This is a genomic window from Snodgrassella alvi, from assembly GCF_002777425.1.
In the GTDB taxonomy this organism is placed as follows: domain Bacteria; phylum Pseudomonadota; class Gammaproteobacteria; order Burkholderiales; family Neisseriaceae; genus Snodgrassella; species Snodgrassella alvi_B.
The window spans coordinates 1-14,199 of the sequence record NZ_MDVC01000056.1; the positions used below are offsets into that span (position 1 = coordinate 1).

Sequence of the window (14,199 nt, forward strand, 5' to 3'; positions counted from 1 at the left end):
CCGAATAACCCGAATAACCCGAATAACCCGAATAACCCGAATAACCCGAATAACCCGAATAACCCGAATAACCCGAATAACCCGAATAACCCGAATAACCCGAATAACCCGAATAACCCGAATAACCCGAATAACCCGAATAACCCGAGCGACCCGAATAACCCAACCCAACCAGAAAAAGGTAATAATTCATCAAAACTAAAACCTACTTACCGAAAAGAAGTTCCTCTGTATGCTGCTGTTGCTGCCCAACTCCGGCAAACTGATATCATCATGCTGGGCAATATGCATCAAAGGATTGGCACCACACCAACACCAGATGAACGCATGAGCTGGGGACGCATCATTTCTGGTCGAACCGATATTCGACAAGACGGTATTCCTGATGTCCACTCCACCGGCAACTATGCCGGCGTGCAACTTGGTAGTGACATCTGGAACAATCAAGGCTGGCGGATAGGTGGTTATTTAGGTTATATCTATAGTGATATGAATGTTGATGGCTTTGCCAGCGGCATATATGGCAAAGTAGGCAAAAACACATCAAAATCCTACTTCCTCGGAGCCTATAGTAATTATGTTTATGCTAACGGTGCCTATCTTGATATCGTCCTGCAAGGCGCACACCATCATGTCGACATCAAACCCAATGGTAATAACAATAGCACCCAGAAAGGCCATGGTTTCACCGCATCAATCGAAACAGGTAAACCATTTACCCTTAGCAACAGCAACTGGGAAATAGAACCACAAGTACAAATAGTGCATCAGTGGCTAGATTTAAACGACACTGATATCAGCGGCCGCACCAGCGTCAGCCACAATCATAATAATGCATGGCTGTTCAGATTAGGTGGACGCATGCAAGGCAGCTACCAACTTAACAAAGGTATCCTGCATCCCTATGCCCGCGTTAACTTATTCTATTCGCCTGATGGAGCAGATCGAACCACCTACAACACCAATGTTGCAGCAACAACATTGCATTCCGGTGCTTCGCATACCAGCACAGAACTGGCTATAGGTGCCACTTACAATATTAATGAGAGAATAAAAATGTACAGCGAAATCGGCCATACTTGGTCCAATGGCGGTAATGCGCGAGTAAAAACACCGATAAGCGGTTCTCTAGGATTGAAAGTTAACTGGTAACCAAGCAAATAACCAAATACAACATCATCAAGGTCAAATCCATTTTGATGGATTTGACCTTTACCTATTCATTCAGACAGCTAAGATATCAAATATATTGAATTATTTAACAACAATTACCCTATTAAAAGCATATTAACTCAATACATGAGAATAATTGAACCAACTTAAATACTTCAAAGCAAATTTTAAATCACAAACAGAAAATACCGAATAGAAGTCATCATTACAGCTTGCCATCTTCTGCGTAAAAATACATTGAAACAAACGGAGGAAATAATCATGTATCAGCCGCATGAATACCCAACACGCACAGCAATGAACACAGCTCTTGCTACTGCCATCAGCAATAACCTACAACAAGCAATTGTCCAGCGCTCTCAAGCATCACTGGCACTTTCCGGCGGACCTATTGTTATAGAGCTGCTCCAGATATTAAGCCGCACACCTCTACCTTGGGAAAAAATCTATATCACCTTAGTAGATGAGCGTTGGGTAGACAAAGAGCATGAAGACAGCAATGAGCGTTTAATGCGTACGCATTTATTACAGAATCAAGCCAAAAATGCACATTTCATCAGCCTTAAAACCATAGCCGATGCTCCCGGTGACAGTATCGATGAAATCCATACCCGATTACAGCAAGCCCTGCCCTTACCAATAGACGTACTGGTATTAGGAATGGGTGAAGATGGCCACACAGCATCACTGTTCCCCCATGCAGAAAACCTCAGCAAAGGACTGGATATGCATTCCAACAGAATGGTTATTGATATGCAGCCTCTCACTGCCCCACATAAGCGTATTTCATTAACCCTGCCGGTTATTCTCAATAGCCATCATCTATATCTCCAGCTAGTAGGAAAAAAACAGCAACAGGTATTTCAGCAGGCATTAGCTGGCAACGATACAGACCAAATGCCCATCCGAGCTGTATTACAGCAGCAACCAAAAATACAGATTTATCTGGCACAATAAAAATGCGCCAGCAAAGCTGGCGCAATATCTAAAATCAAACTCCCTTTTACCACGAATAACGGTAATTCAGATTAACTCCGAATTTCTGTTCGGTTTTCTGACCATTGGCATAATTAAGCTTAAAGTCAGCATGATTATTGTGATCAAAATCTACCCCCAGACCAGCTTCATACAAACCACTGTTACCAGCACCTGCAATACGCAGATTTTCATCATCAACAACAGCATGACCCAGCCCACTTTTATCATGCATCCAATATGCACCTACATAAGGATTCAAACTTATCTTATTCAAAGCAAATGAAGTTTTAACTGCGGCTCCCAGCTTACTGCGATAAAAAGTAGTACTGTTGGTATACTCATCACCAGATAACCGGCCAACCGTCATCCCGAGCTTCGGCGTAACCACCCACTTATCAGCCAGATTGAAATCTTTGCCCAACTGAGCATTCAGACTATTCGCATGCCATGTAGAATTATCCATCTTACTGGCAGACGTTTTCAGATGGCTGTATCGGTAAGCCGCATCTGCGAACCAACCGCCAGCATTTTGCCAGCCAACATAAATACCAGTAGTTATCGCCTTCAGATTACCATCTTTATAATTGCCATTAAAGTCCACACTTGAATGCCCTTGTCCCACAAAAGCACCCAGATACGTCTGATTCTTATCACCATCACCCAATGGCAGAACATGATCATAACCTAATTGCAGACTGTAAGACTTCTGCTTGAAGCCTGCCGTAGCTAGACCATCACTGGTGCCCGTACTATCAAAATGATCATTAGCATAATTACTGTCCAGCCACAGATTATTATTACCCCGAGACTGCGATTTCAGACTAGCAAGACGCGCATTCAGCGGTTCCTGTAGTTGATACACAAACTGATTGGCAGCCTGACGCATACTGATCAGCGAATTGGCAAAATCACTGATTTCATAATCAGAACCATGATGACCGCCACCAGAAGACGCTGCGCCCTTATCATTGCTCAAAACCCATTTATTATCATCTTCCTGATGGAAGAAATAACGGTATTTACCCGCATCTACATAATCCTGCACCATAGTGAACGAACCATCACCACCACCCTTGGATTCAACCAGCGTTACCTGACCATTCGGTGTTTTTGGTCGTTTACGGCTATCAGATACACTGATCTTATGCTCACCATGTACCTTACCTTCAATCACAATCTTATCCGCCTGCCGATCAGCCAGACTGGTATTCAGATTAAACAAACCATTACTACCGCTCAGATCACCATGAATCGTCAACGTCTTGAATTGGCCACCTTTACTAAAAGAAATACTGGAATCGTGAATATTCAGCTCATCCAGCTCACTATTACCATTAATCAGCCAGGAAGAACCATTCTTCAGATTAAACGTTACTTTTGGTGCCAGCTTTGGATTCTGATCAATATAAATGCGCCCAGCCAATTGCGAGTTATCTGCAGTTAAAGTAAGTGGTTGTTGCGCCGCAACTGTTTCATCACCTATTGCATCATCATCCTCAGCACCTTCTATATAAGTGCGATGGTCATTAATACCCAATAAAGCATCCTGCCCAATCAAACTGCTATTTTTAATATTAAAGACGTGTGGAGCAGCTACTTCCTGATTAGTAGCTAACATGATACCAATACCGGAATTTATGGTACTGCCATCAATATTAACTGCACTCCCATTATTCAGAAAAAAACCAGCGCTGAATGGGTTGGTAAAATTTATTTCCGTATTGGTAACATTGGCAATACTGTGATTTTCCAGATTGTGATTTGCCACATCAATACCGACATTCCCATACCCATTTCCTTGTATTTTCATGTTATTTATATTAACTATAGTATCCTGATCTTCCTCCATACTTTCGACACGGATCGCAGATGAATAATCAGCATTCTTACTTAAATTTATAACAGAATCATGAATATCGGCCACACCAAGTGAAATGTAATATGCAAGTGAATTAGGTGCAGTAATAGTAAAATCTGCCTGAGAATTCAGATTACCGCCATTAAGATCCACTCCTATAATACCCTCATTAAATTCTTTCGGCTGACCTTGCAAGCTAAAATGAACATTCTTAGGTATCACAAACTGTGCATCTGCTTTCTCTGTGTGAAAACTTACGCCTGTATGTTCTACATCCTGTCTGAATGGCCCATACGCAACATTATTTAGATACGATGTATCTACCGTAATTTCAGTATTCGGAGAAAATTCCACCCGTGGCGGTTTAGTAGAACCGGGCAAATCATAAACATTAAACACTGTAAAACTTTGGACACCAGTATCTCCCGGGATATCATCGTCCTCGAATAAACTCTTGAATTCCTCTACAGTGGGTATTCCATTTCGATATTTCCCAGATGCAACAATGACCTTATTACCATTATTCACATCTGGATTAACTTCACACGAATCCAAAGCAGGGCAAATAGTATCAGCCATACTATAAGCCGACAAACATCCTAGCACCACCAGCATTAAAGCTTTAAGTTTCAATGGAGGATAAACTGATTTCATCACTAATTAACCTTAATAGATATACAGTAAATCATATTAGCACAACTTGTTAATTAATGTTAAATTAAATATTTCTACACAGCTTGATAATGATAAATATTTTTTTGGCATCTTAAGCTGCGAATAATAACTGTAAATATCCCATAGTTAGTACAAAACTGACGTAGAAAATCATGCTACTTGTTTTAGTGTTTTATACTCAATCGGCGTCATATTATTTAGTGCTTCATGAGGTCTTTCAGTGTTATAAATTGTTAGCCATTCTTCGGTTACCTTCCTTGCCTGTTCCAGATTATTAAAAAGATATAAATCCAGTACCTCTGTACGGTACGAACGGTTAAATCGTTCAATAAAGCCATTTTGATATGGGCTGCCGGGTTTGATGTAATCTATGGTTATACCATGTGACTTTGCCCAGTCGATGAATGTTTTTCCGGTAAATTCCGGTTCATTATCCACTCATATTTTTAGTGGACAACCATAATATTCGGCCAGCTTATCCAGATAACAGGTAATTTACCTGCTGGTAAACTAATCGCAATATCAATGCCTAACGTCTCACGATTAAAGTCATTTATCACATTGAAAGTTCTAAAACACCATTGATTTCGACTACTATCACTCATAAAATCCATTGACCAGCACTCACCTTGTTTATTGGGTACTGATAGCCTTCTGGGCTTCGTGGAGGAATGTGTTGTTTACGCTTTACCCTGAGATTAAGCTTTAACTCACAATACACCCGGTAAACACGTTTATGATTCCATTTATAGCCGAGCTTTCTGATACGATTAAAACACTTGGGAAAGCCCCAGCGTAAATGCCTGTCAGTGATAGCACTGAGTACTGACACAATCACCGAGTCATCCGGTAATTTAGGTTGATAATAGTAAGCACAGCGGCTTAAGCCAACAATTGCGCAGCTCATGGCAATAGCAACAGGATGACTTTCTTGTAATTGCACAGCCCAAGCTTTACGTACCTTAGTATGCACTAGAGCTTTTTTATGATTTCCTCCTGAAGCTGAGATTTTAAACTGAGCTCGGCAAACATTTGCTTAAGCTTACGGTTTTCAGCTTCCAGTTCCTTAAACGTTTGATATCGGAGGTTTCCATACCACCGTATTTTTGCCGCCATTTATAAAAAGTCGAGTTGCCGATGCCATATTTACGGCAAAGTTCTTTAACAGGAATACCGGCTTCAGCTTCTTTTAAAATAGATACGATTTGATGTTCAGTCATTTTTTTCATGATTAAATCCTCTGTGGGTTAATAAAGAGAATTTTCTACTTTGGAGTTGTACTATTTTAGGAGGTGCTTACAGTTAGTACAGAACGTGGTATCACTTTATGCACTAAAAAAACGGGAAGCTGGAAATCTTTAGAGGTGGTATAAAAATTTGCACATTTGGTTTCAGAACAACTTAGTTAAATATGCAACTAAGATTAATAACATTGATTAATAACATTATGACAGAGACTTATCACAATTCTGTCACAGCAGACAAACCAGAGGAGAAAGTGGTTACAGTAGAGAGAATGCGTAAAATTTTGAAATACATAGAAGAGAATTGGTGGGTCGTGAGCGATTCGAACGCTCGACCAACGGATTAAAAGTCCGCTGCTCTACCGACTGAGCTAACGACCCGAGAGCGCGCATTTTAGACATGAGTGGCGCGGCTGTCAAGCCCTTTGTCGTTGTTTTTCATCTGAGGCAATATGGCGCTAAAAGTACTGCCACTGCCAACCACACTTTTAATCTGTAATTTACCACTGTGTTCAGCCAGTGCATGTTTGACAATCGCCAGACCGAGACCAGTACCACCGCTCTGGCGTGAGCGGCCGGAATCCACCCGATAAAAACGCTCCGTCAGGTGCGGAATGTGTTCAGCAGCAATACCCGCACCGGTATCACTAACCTGAAAAATTGCCTGCCAGGAATCATGCTGACACTGTTCACTTCTTAATCGGATGGCAATAGTTCCCTTTGGCGGCGTATAGCGTACAGCATTAAACAACAGATTGCTGAAAGCATTATACAAATCCTGCTGAATACCATTTACCCAGATGTCTGTAGCCAGCTCACAGACAAAGGAATGTTTACCTGCGGACAGAATTCTGGCTTCATGCACTACCTGTTCTGCCAGAGCAGTCAGATATACTGGCTGTCTGTGTATAGAGATATCGGTTTGGTTTTCCAGACGGGATAAGGTCAGCAGATCGGCCAGCAGATTACGCATGCGTGCGCCTTCTTTACTCATCAGGGCAATAAATGACTGGCGCTGCTCCTGAGGTAGTTCCGGCATATCGGTCAATGTTTCCAAAAAACCATTGATAACAGTCAATGGTGTCCGCAGCTCATGTGAAACATTGGCCACAAAAGCAGTGCGGGTAGCATTTAGCTGTTCAGCAGCAGTAATATCCTGAGTAATAATCAGAGTTGCCTGTTCGTCAAACGGCGTGCGAATAATATTTAATATTCGGGGTAATCCACTACCGCTATTATCAATAGTAAGCTTCATATCCCCTGACTCCGGTGCCTGTTCACTCAGGAATTGCTGAAAATGGACATTTCCAATCAATTCAACCAGTATTCCATTACTGTCACGCTCTGGATTCAGATTAAAATGCGTGGCAGCCACATGGTTCAGCCACTGAATGCGTCCATCCAGCCCCAAAATCAGTACGCCTTCCGGTATAGTCTCGGCAATGCGGTTAAAACGCAGTAAGGCCACGCCCAATTTCTGTTTGCGCTTTTTGCGACTTTTAGCCTGTAACATCAGCGTATTGAAAATATTCTTCCAGATACCAATGCCATGTGGCACATTGCGTAGCTTTGGCCGCTCCAGCCAGCGCACCAGTTTGATTAAATGATACCAGTAGCCTACCAACCACAAAAAAAGCAAACAACACAGACCTACCAGCATTAACTGCACGCCACCTATGAGCAGTGACAGTACTACTACTGCTATCAGGGTAGCCAGTATTAAATACAAATGATGACGCAGTTCAGACATAAGGTTGCATATTCCAGCCGAATATGAATTTAGTTATTATTGCTGATTACAGGGAAAAACGGTAACCACTACCACGTACTGTCTGTATTAGGTGTTCATAACCAACTGTTTCAAGCCCGCGTCTTAAGCGGCGAATATGAACATCTACCGTGCGTTCCTCAATAAACACATGATCACCCCACACCAGGTCCAGAAGTTGGCTACGGGTATATATCCGATCGGGATGAGCCATAAAAAAATGTAATAATTTGAATTCGCTTGGCCCAAAAGCGATAATTTTCCCGTTTACCTGCACCCGCTGCTGCTGTGGATTTAGTTCCAGATCATGAATATGCAGTGGTGTACTGGTTTTTTGCGGAGCACGTCGGCGCAGGAGTGCATTAATACGCGCAATCAACTCTCGTGGTGAAAAAGGTTTAGTAATATAATCGTCAGCACCCAGATTCAGCCCCTGCTCCTTGTCTGTTTCTTCACCTCGTGCCGTCAACAGAATAATCGGTAAATCACGAGTCCTGTTTGTATCACGCAAATACTTTATAAACTGTAAACCAGAAACCCCTGGCAACATCCAGTCTAACAAAACCACATCAGGTAACTGCGACTGCAATAGCGGCAATGCCTCTTCTACACTGGATATACTTTGTACCGTAAAACCGGCTTGCTCTAAAGTAAATTGAATCAGAGTGGAAATTGCATCCTCATCTTCCACCACCAATATATTGACCATCGTCATAATCATTACCCTAAACCAGATCAACAACTGTGACAGATTAATATAAAGATTCAAAAGAGTAAAACCAATCATCCATATATTAGCAAAGGCATAATTATAAAATTTAATCCGTATGACTAGCTGTATTTTCGTTCACACTAGCCTGATTGTTTTATAAATTGCTACCGCTTACTTTTTCAGCATAAATCAAAACTATAATAAAGAGCTGAAATAATCATCTAATTCTGTTTTAAAGTGCAACTCTAAATAATATTTTTATTTGATTTGCATTAAATAAAGGCTGATTTGAGTAAAATTTTTGGCATAAATTTTTGTTATTGAAAGATAAATTATTCAAAACGATATAACTAATCAAATATAATTATTTTTTGAAAATGCCATCAATCTTTTATCCTTATACCTGAATTAATTAATGATTCCATACTAAATTAACAAATTTGTAGGGCAGTGCTTTCTTTTAAACTTTTCTGCCTCACATAAAAAAGGTTGAAATATAGGAGTTTTGGAAGGAGAAAAGGGCAAAAATTTGAAATTCAGCTTTTGAACCTATTTGCACGAAAATTGCGCAATTTTTGGAATATTTTGGGCAAATTATAAATAATTCTTAAACATTATTTAAACTGTTGTGCAATGTCGATTTCAAGCGTTTATATGGCGTATCTATGTTTATTTCAAGTGTATAGTGGTGCATAAATTAAATCGCATAGTAGCCTTGTTTTTTATCATTATTTCTCTGTTTTACTTGCAAGTGTTGAGAAAACTAATTCTATTGCAGAAAGCATGGGACTATTAGGTTGGTTTGATTTGTTTATAATTAGCAAACTAAACAAAATGTATAGTTTTTTGTTTAGTTTGCTAATTAATTGGTTATATCAAAGCATGAATTAGTACGGTTATCGACTAAACAAAAAACATTTATTTAGTCGATAACCGCTATCTAGTAAAAAATTTGCTTAGATTTAGATAGAGTAAGCAAACAGTTAAGTAAAAAACTTTTGCTTAGGCTTTTATCGCTAATTTAAAGTTTTTCTTATTCATTTCTTGCATAATTATTAAATATATTGACCAAACCATTCAACTCTGTTCGTAACTACGTCCTAAAATAGTTATACTGTCATTAGCCATTATTCTTGATGGTCAAAAAGAGCTATTGGGGTTATGGATGGCAGAAATGAACGAGCTAAGTTTTGGCTATCCATGCTAACGGAGCTTAAAACCGAGGGGTAGAAGATATTTTAATTGTTTGTGTGGATGGATAAAAGGATTTAATATTTAAAGCTTATTGCTGAATACATATTTTGCTCTTTTTTGTTGTGCTTGTTTATCAAACTCCTATTACAAAACTGTATCAGTTATTAGGGTCTGTTCAAGTTACCCATGATACTGAAGAGTATATGTCTCTTAAATATGACACTAATTCGGCAAGTGCATAAAACGGCTTCATACCTTTCGTATAAAGCTGTTTTTAAATGTCTATTTATAAAAAAATGAGTTATTGTATTATATTCATAACATATTAGAATATTATTAACGGCAAGAGTAACAACTACAAACGGCATAAAACCATATTATCACGATGCATTACTTCTTCCTCAGCTACATAACCCAAAATATCTTCAATCATATATGAGGGCTGGTGCAATAATCGTGATATTTCTCTGTCATTATAATTAATCAGACCACGAGCAATTTCGGTACCAGTCTGATTACATACAGAAACTAACGCACCACGATCAAAACGACCAGCAACATCAATACAACCTATTGATAATAAACTAGAATTATGCATTGTAAGTGCTTGAACTGCACCACCATCAATAGTCAATTTACCCACCAGTTGTAACTGCCCTAATAACCACTGCTGACGCGCATTCAGCCGGTTATCATCTGGTGTAAATAATGTACCGACCTTGTTACCATTAAGCAAATGCAAAAGCACATTATCGGCATGTCCATTGGCAATACAGGTTGCCGCACCACTCAAAGCAGCCCGTCTCGCAGCCAGTACTTTGGTATACATTCCCCCCGTACCCACACTGCTACCTGCACCACCGGCCATACTTTCCAGACCCGGATGGTTGGCTGCAATTTTATGAATAAATCTGGCATTGATATGCTGGCGCGGGTCGCGGTCATACAATCCATCCTGATCTGTCAGGATAATGAGTATATCGGCTTCAATCAGATTCGTTACCAGTGCCCCCAGAGTATCATTATCACCGAGCTTGATTTCATCAATGGTAACGGAATCATTTTCATTAATAATCGGTACCACCCCCTGCTCCAGCAGGGTACGAATCGTACTGCGAGCATTCAAATAGCGGGTACGATGACTTAAATCATCGTGAGTGAGTAAAATCTGAGCTGTCTGGATACGCAGTGACTCAAATGCTATTTCATATGCCTGTGCCAGCCCCATCTGTCCTACAGCCGCCGCCGCCTGTAATTCGTTAATCGCTTTGGGGCGTACCTGCCAGCCCAACCGTTTCATTCCTTCTGCAATCGCACCACTGGAAACCAGTACTACCTGAATACCACGAGACCGCAATTGTGCAATCTGCTGAGCCCAGTTATTCAAAATATTCTGGTCTACCCCATGTCCGCCATTGGTAACAAGGCTGGAACCTACTTTTACCACCACACATTCAGTTTGGCGAATATCAAATTCTGAATTATCCATGTTTACCATGCAGTTGTTATTTCAACGATTTAATTAGCTATTTTACCTGTGGTTATGACCTTTGATAAGTGGGTTTAGCAGTTACAAAAACAGCAGCCATTAAGGCTGCTGTTGGAAAAAAGCAAAGTGATTTAACTATGCAGCAATGCCTGTACGCACCAGGCCATCACACCATCTGGCAAAATACCCCATAGCAGTAACAGCAAACCGTTAACGGATAAAACCAGCTTGCCCAGAAAGGTCATGTTAAAAACAGGCTCTGCAACGGAATCGGGTGTATCAAAATACATGGCTTTAACCACACGCAGATAATAGAAAGCACCGATAAGTGACATTACTACTGCATACACAGAAACCCACAGATAACCACTGGCGAGTAATGCCTTGATAACCGCCAGTTTGGCATAAAAGCCCATCAACGGCGGAATACCGGCCATGGAAAACATCGCCAGCAGCATTAAAAATGCATACCAGGCATTTTTCTGGTTCAGGCCAGCCAGATCGCTGATATTCTGACATTCAACATCTCTGCCGGACAACAGCATCAGGATGGCAAACGCTACAGAAGCCATTAAAGCATAGGTGATAGCGTAATACATGGCTGCGGTACAACCAGTTTCTCCAGCCAGCAACGCCAGCAGAATAAAGCCCATATGCGCTACTGTTGAGAAGCCAAGCATACGCTTGATATTGGTTTGCATAATGGCAGCCAGATTACCCACCAACAATGAAGCAATACCCAATATCAACAGTAATTCACGCCAGCTTTCCCATTGAGTGAGCAAGCCATAGACCAGAATGCGGAAAGCAAATACTGTTGCGGCAATTTTCGGTGCTGTACCTACTAGTGCGGTGACAGCAGTAGGCGAACCTTGATACACATCTGGCACCCACATATGGAAAGGCACGCCGCCCAGTTTAAATACAATGCCGGCTACTATAAATACTACGCCCAGCTTTAATAACCACGGATTGGCACTGCCTTCACTGGCAGCCAGCACTTGCTGTAACTGCAAAGTACCCGTTGCGCCATAAATCAGTGAAATACCATATAGCAGCAAACCAGAAGCCAGCGCGCCGAGCACAAAATACTTCAGCGCTGCTTCAGCCGCACGGCCATTGTCGCGTTGCAGGGCAATCAGGGCATACAGTGCCAGTGACAGCAATTCCAGCCCTACATACAGGGTAAGGAAATGGCATGCTGAAACCATGATATTCATACCCAGTAAGGCAAACAGGGTAAGTGTATAAAATTCGCCCTGATAGATATTTTTGGCACGCAGATAAGTCTGGCTGTAAATAAACAGGGCAATAACCAGAACATACATACATAACTTGGCTAACTGCGCCATGCCATCCAATACAAACATATCATGGAAAGCATATTGTGGCTGTTCCGTCCAAACCAGACACTGTACTACTGCCGTTAATATCAATCCGATAATTGACAGGGTACAGGTTATCCAGCGTTGTCTGTCATTGAGCCATAAATCCACCAGCAGCACTGTAAACAGCACTACAGTCAGCACCAGTTCCGGTACAGCGGGAAATATTGTTAAATCTGTCCAGTTCATTCACATTTCCTTACAGTTTGCTTTGTGCCGCTTGGACAATTAAATCATTTGCTGCCTGATGGACAACGGCGATAAATGGTTCGGGATACAAACCAAAACCGAGTACCGCTATAGCCAGAATCACCAGAATAAGCAGTTCGCGTTTATTCACATCTTTTAATTGCTCAACTTCGGGGTTTTTGATGGTGCCAAAAATAACTCGTTTAAACATCCACAGGGTATAGGCTGCACCATAAATCAGGGTTAACGCTGCCAGAGCACCAATCCAGAAATTGGTTTTTACTGCGCCGACAATTACCATGAATTCGCCCACAAAACCGGAAGTACCGGGCAAGCCGGCGTTGGCCATGGCAAACAGCAGCATGAAAGAGGCAAATACCGGCATACTGTTTACCACACCACCGTAAGCAGAAATATCACGGGTATGCATGCGGTCATACATTACGCCAATACTCATGAACATGGCAGCCGAAACAAAACCGTGTGACACCATCTGCATGATGGCACCTTTAAAAGCCCAGTCATTCAAATACCCGCCTGTAAACAGGAAGAAGCCTAAGGTGACAAAACCCATGTGACTAATGGAAGAATAAGCCACCAGTTTTTTCATATCTGTCTGTATCAGCGCTACCATACCAATATAAATCACCGCTACCAGACTCAGTACAATCATTACCGGCGCAAAATAACGTGCAGCATCCGGCAGGATAGGCAGAATAAAACGCAGGAAGCCATAACCACCGATCTTCAGGGTAATGGCAGCAAGTACCATTGAACCGCCAGTAGGTGCTTCTACGTGCGCATCCGGTAGCCATGTGTGTACTGGCCACATCGGCACTTTCACCGCAAAAGACAGGAAAAAGCCGATAAACAGCAAAATCTGCGCAGTCATGGCAATGTGTTTGATGTTGTGCCATGCTTCAATTGAGAAACCGCCAGTCTGCATAGACAGGTACACAAACCCTACCAGCATCAGCAGCGACCCCATCAGGGTATACAGGAAAAACTTGATGGATGCGTATACGCGTCTTGGGCCACCCCAGATACCGATAATCAGATACATCGGAATCAGCATGCCTTCAAAGAACACGTAGAACAGAATGGCATCCATGGCCGCAAACGCGCCATTAATCAATCCCGACATAATCAGGAAAGCAGCCATATACTGTGCCGGCCGCTTCTGAATAACCTGCCAGCCAGCCATCACCACCAGTAAGGTTGTGAAGCTGTTCAGAATCACAAACAGGACAGACAGGCCATCAACACCTAATGCATAGTTGATGTTGAGACTTTCAATCCAGAAATGAAATTCTGTGAATTGGAAGCCACCATTTAAACGGTCAAATTTGAAAAACAGCGGTAAGGTGATTAAAAAAGAAACCAGCGCACCGATTAAGGCCAGCACTCTGGCTATACCAGCATGCCTGTCTGAACCGGTCGCCAGCACTACGATGCCGGCCGCTACAGGCAGCCAAATCGCCAAACTGAGTAAGTTATCGTACATATTTATAGCCTAAAGATACCAAGTTGAATG

Annotated in this window: 12 protein-coding genes, 1 tRNA gene and 1 pseudogene; 3 read left to right on the forward strand and 11 right to left on the reverse strand. The window is 41.6% G+C overall.

Annotated features, from left to right (window positions below; genetic code table 11):
- Both BGI33_RS04900 and pgl read left to right on the forward strand, forming a co-directional pair.
- Positions 1-1,152 (forward strand): autotransporter outer membrane beta-barrel domain-containing protein (locus tag BGI33_RS04900; protein ID WP_144235366.1); only part of this gene is annotated, 1,152 nt, incomplete at its 5' end.
- Positions 1,153-1,434: 282 nt separating this feature from the next.
- Positions 1,435-2,130 carry a 6-phosphogluconolactonase gene (gene pgl, locus BGI33_RS04905; protein ID WP_100090199.1) on the forward strand — a complete coding sequence of 232 codons (696 nt, stop codon included), beginning with the start codon at positions 1,435-1,437 and terminating at the stop codon, positions 2,128-2,130.
- A 46-nt stretch (positions 2,131-2,176) separates the two neighbouring features.
- On the opposite strand, the gene BGI33_RS04910 is transcribed toward pgl, so the two are convergent.
- From BGI33_RS04910 to phoB, 8 genes are all read right to left on the reverse strand, one after another.
- On the reverse strand, positions 2,177-4,663 hold the full coding sequence (locus tag BGI33_RS04910) for an autotransporter outer membrane beta-barrel domain-containing protein (RefSeq protein WP_100090200.1): 2,487 nt from the start codon (positions 4,661-4,663) through the stop codon (positions 2,177-2,179).
- A 171-nt stretch (positions 4,664-4,834) separates the two neighbouring features.
- Positions 4,835-5,122: an integrase core domain-containing protein gene (locus BGI33_RS14140; protein ID WP_100113218.1), complete on the reverse strand. Its 288-nt coding sequence runs from the start codon at positions 5,120-5,122 to the stop codon at positions 4,835-4,837.
- Positions 5,123-5,130: 8 nt separating this feature from the next.
- Positions 5,131-5,289 (reverse strand): hypothetical protein, encoded by a 159-nt coding sequence (locus BGI33_RS14145; protein ID WP_373885215.1) that lies wholly within the window; start codon positions 5,287-5,289, stop codon positions 5,131-5,133.
- The gene (locus BGI33_RS14150; RefSeq protein ID WP_373885216.1) at positions 5,286-5,627 is read right to left on the reverse strand and encodes an IS3 family transposase; all 342 of its coding nucleotides are present in this window, start codon (positions 5,625-5,627) and stop codon (positions 5,286-5,288) included. The genes BGI33_RS14145 and BGI33_RS14150 overlap by 4 nt, the downstream gene beginning before the upstream one ends.
- A gap of 67 nt (positions 5,628-5,694) precedes the next feature.
- Positions 5,695-5,913 (reverse strand): transposase, encoded by a 219-nt coding sequence (locus BGI33_RS14155; RefSeq protein WP_373885218.1) that lies wholly within the window; start codon positions 5,911-5,913, stop codon positions 5,695-5,697.
- Between the two features lie 320 nt (positions 5,914-6,233).
- A tRNA-Lys gene (locus tag BGI33_RS04920) sits at positions 6,234-6,309 on the reverse strand.
- A 13-nt stretch (positions 6,310-6,322) separates the two neighbouring features.
- Entirely contained in the window at positions 6,323-7,678 is a 1,356-nt protein-coding gene (phoR, locus tag BGI33_RS04925) for a phosphate regulon sensor histidine kinase PhoR (protein WP_100090201.1), read from the reverse strand.
- A 46-nt stretch (positions 7,679-7,724) separates the two neighbouring features.
- Positions 7,725-8,411: a phosphate regulon transcriptional regulator PhoB gene (gene phoB, locus BGI33_RS04930; protein ID WP_100090244.1), complete on the reverse strand. Its 687-nt coding sequence runs from the start codon at positions 8,409-8,411 to the stop codon at positions 7,725-7,727.
- Positions 8,412-9,510: 1,099 nt separating this feature from the next.
- Between phoB and BGI33_RS13720 the strand changes: the two are divergent.
- A pseudogene (locus BGI33_RS13720) lies at positions 9,511-9,667 on the forward strand (transposase); the annotation flags it as partial.
- 290 nt (positions 9,668-9,957) lie between these two features.
- Here the strand turns inward: BGI33_RS13720 and proB are convergent.
- The 3 genes from proB to BGI33_RS04950 all read right to left on the reverse strand — a co-directional run bounded on the left by proB (position 9,958) and on the right by BGI33_RS04950 (position 14,169).
- Entirely contained in the window at positions 9,958-11,091 is a 1,134-nt protein-coding gene (gene proB / locus BGI33_RS04940; RefSeq protein ID WP_100090202.1) for a glutamate 5-kinase, read from the reverse strand.
- Positions 11,092-11,222: 131 nt separating this feature from the next.
- A complete protein-coding gene (nuoN, locus tag BGI33_RS04945) occupies positions 11,223-12,665 on the reverse strand; it encodes an NADH-quinone oxidoreductase subunit NuoN (RefSeq protein ID WP_100090203.1) in 1,443 nt (480 codons plus the stop codon).
- Positions 12,666-12,675: 10 nt separating this feature from the next.
- Complete coding sequence (locus BGI33_RS04950; protein ID WP_100090204.1) at positions 12,676-14,169, reverse strand: NADH-quinone oxidoreductase subunit M; 1,494 nt, start codon at positions 14,167-14,169, stop codon at positions 12,676-12,678.
- Positions 14,170-14,199 lie beyond the last annotated feature (30 nt).

Bases quoted from the DNA above. Each gene is read 5' to 3' on its own strand.
- nuoN (WP_100090203.1), bottom strand. From the start codon at position 12,665: ATGAACTGGACAGATTTAACAATATTTCCCGCTGTACCGGAACTGGTG.
- BGI33_RS14155 (WP_373885218.1), bottom strand. From the start codon at position 5,913: ATGAAAAAAATGACTGAACATCAAATCGTATCTATTTTAAAAGAAGCT.
- BGI33_RS14145 (WP_373885215.1), bottom strand. From the start codon at position 5,289: ATGAGTGATAGTAGTCGAAATCAATGGTGTTTTAGAACTTTCAATGTG.
- proB (WP_100090202.1), bottom strand. From the start codon at position 11,091: ATGGATAATTCAGAATTTGATATTCGCCAAACTGAATGTGTGGTGGTA.
- BGI33_RS04950 (WP_100090204.1), bottom strand. From the start codon at position 14,169: ATGTACGATAACTTACTCAGTTTGGCGATTTGGCTGCCTGTAGCGGCC.
- BGI33_RS04910 (WP_100090200.1), bottom strand. From the start codon at position 4,663: ATGAAATCAGTTTATCCTCCATTGAAACTTAAAGCTTTAATGCTGGTG.
- phoB (WP_100090244.1), bottom strand. From the start codon at position 8,411: ATGACGATGGTCAATATATTGGTGGTGGAAGATGAGGATGCAATTTCC.
- pgl (WP_100090199.1), top strand. From the start codon at position 1,435: ATGTATCAGCCGCATGAATACCCAACACGCACAGCAATGAACACAGCT.
- phoR (WP_100090201.1), bottom strand. From the start codon at position 7,678: ATGTCTGAACTGCGTCATCATTTGTATTTAATACTGGCTACCCTGATA.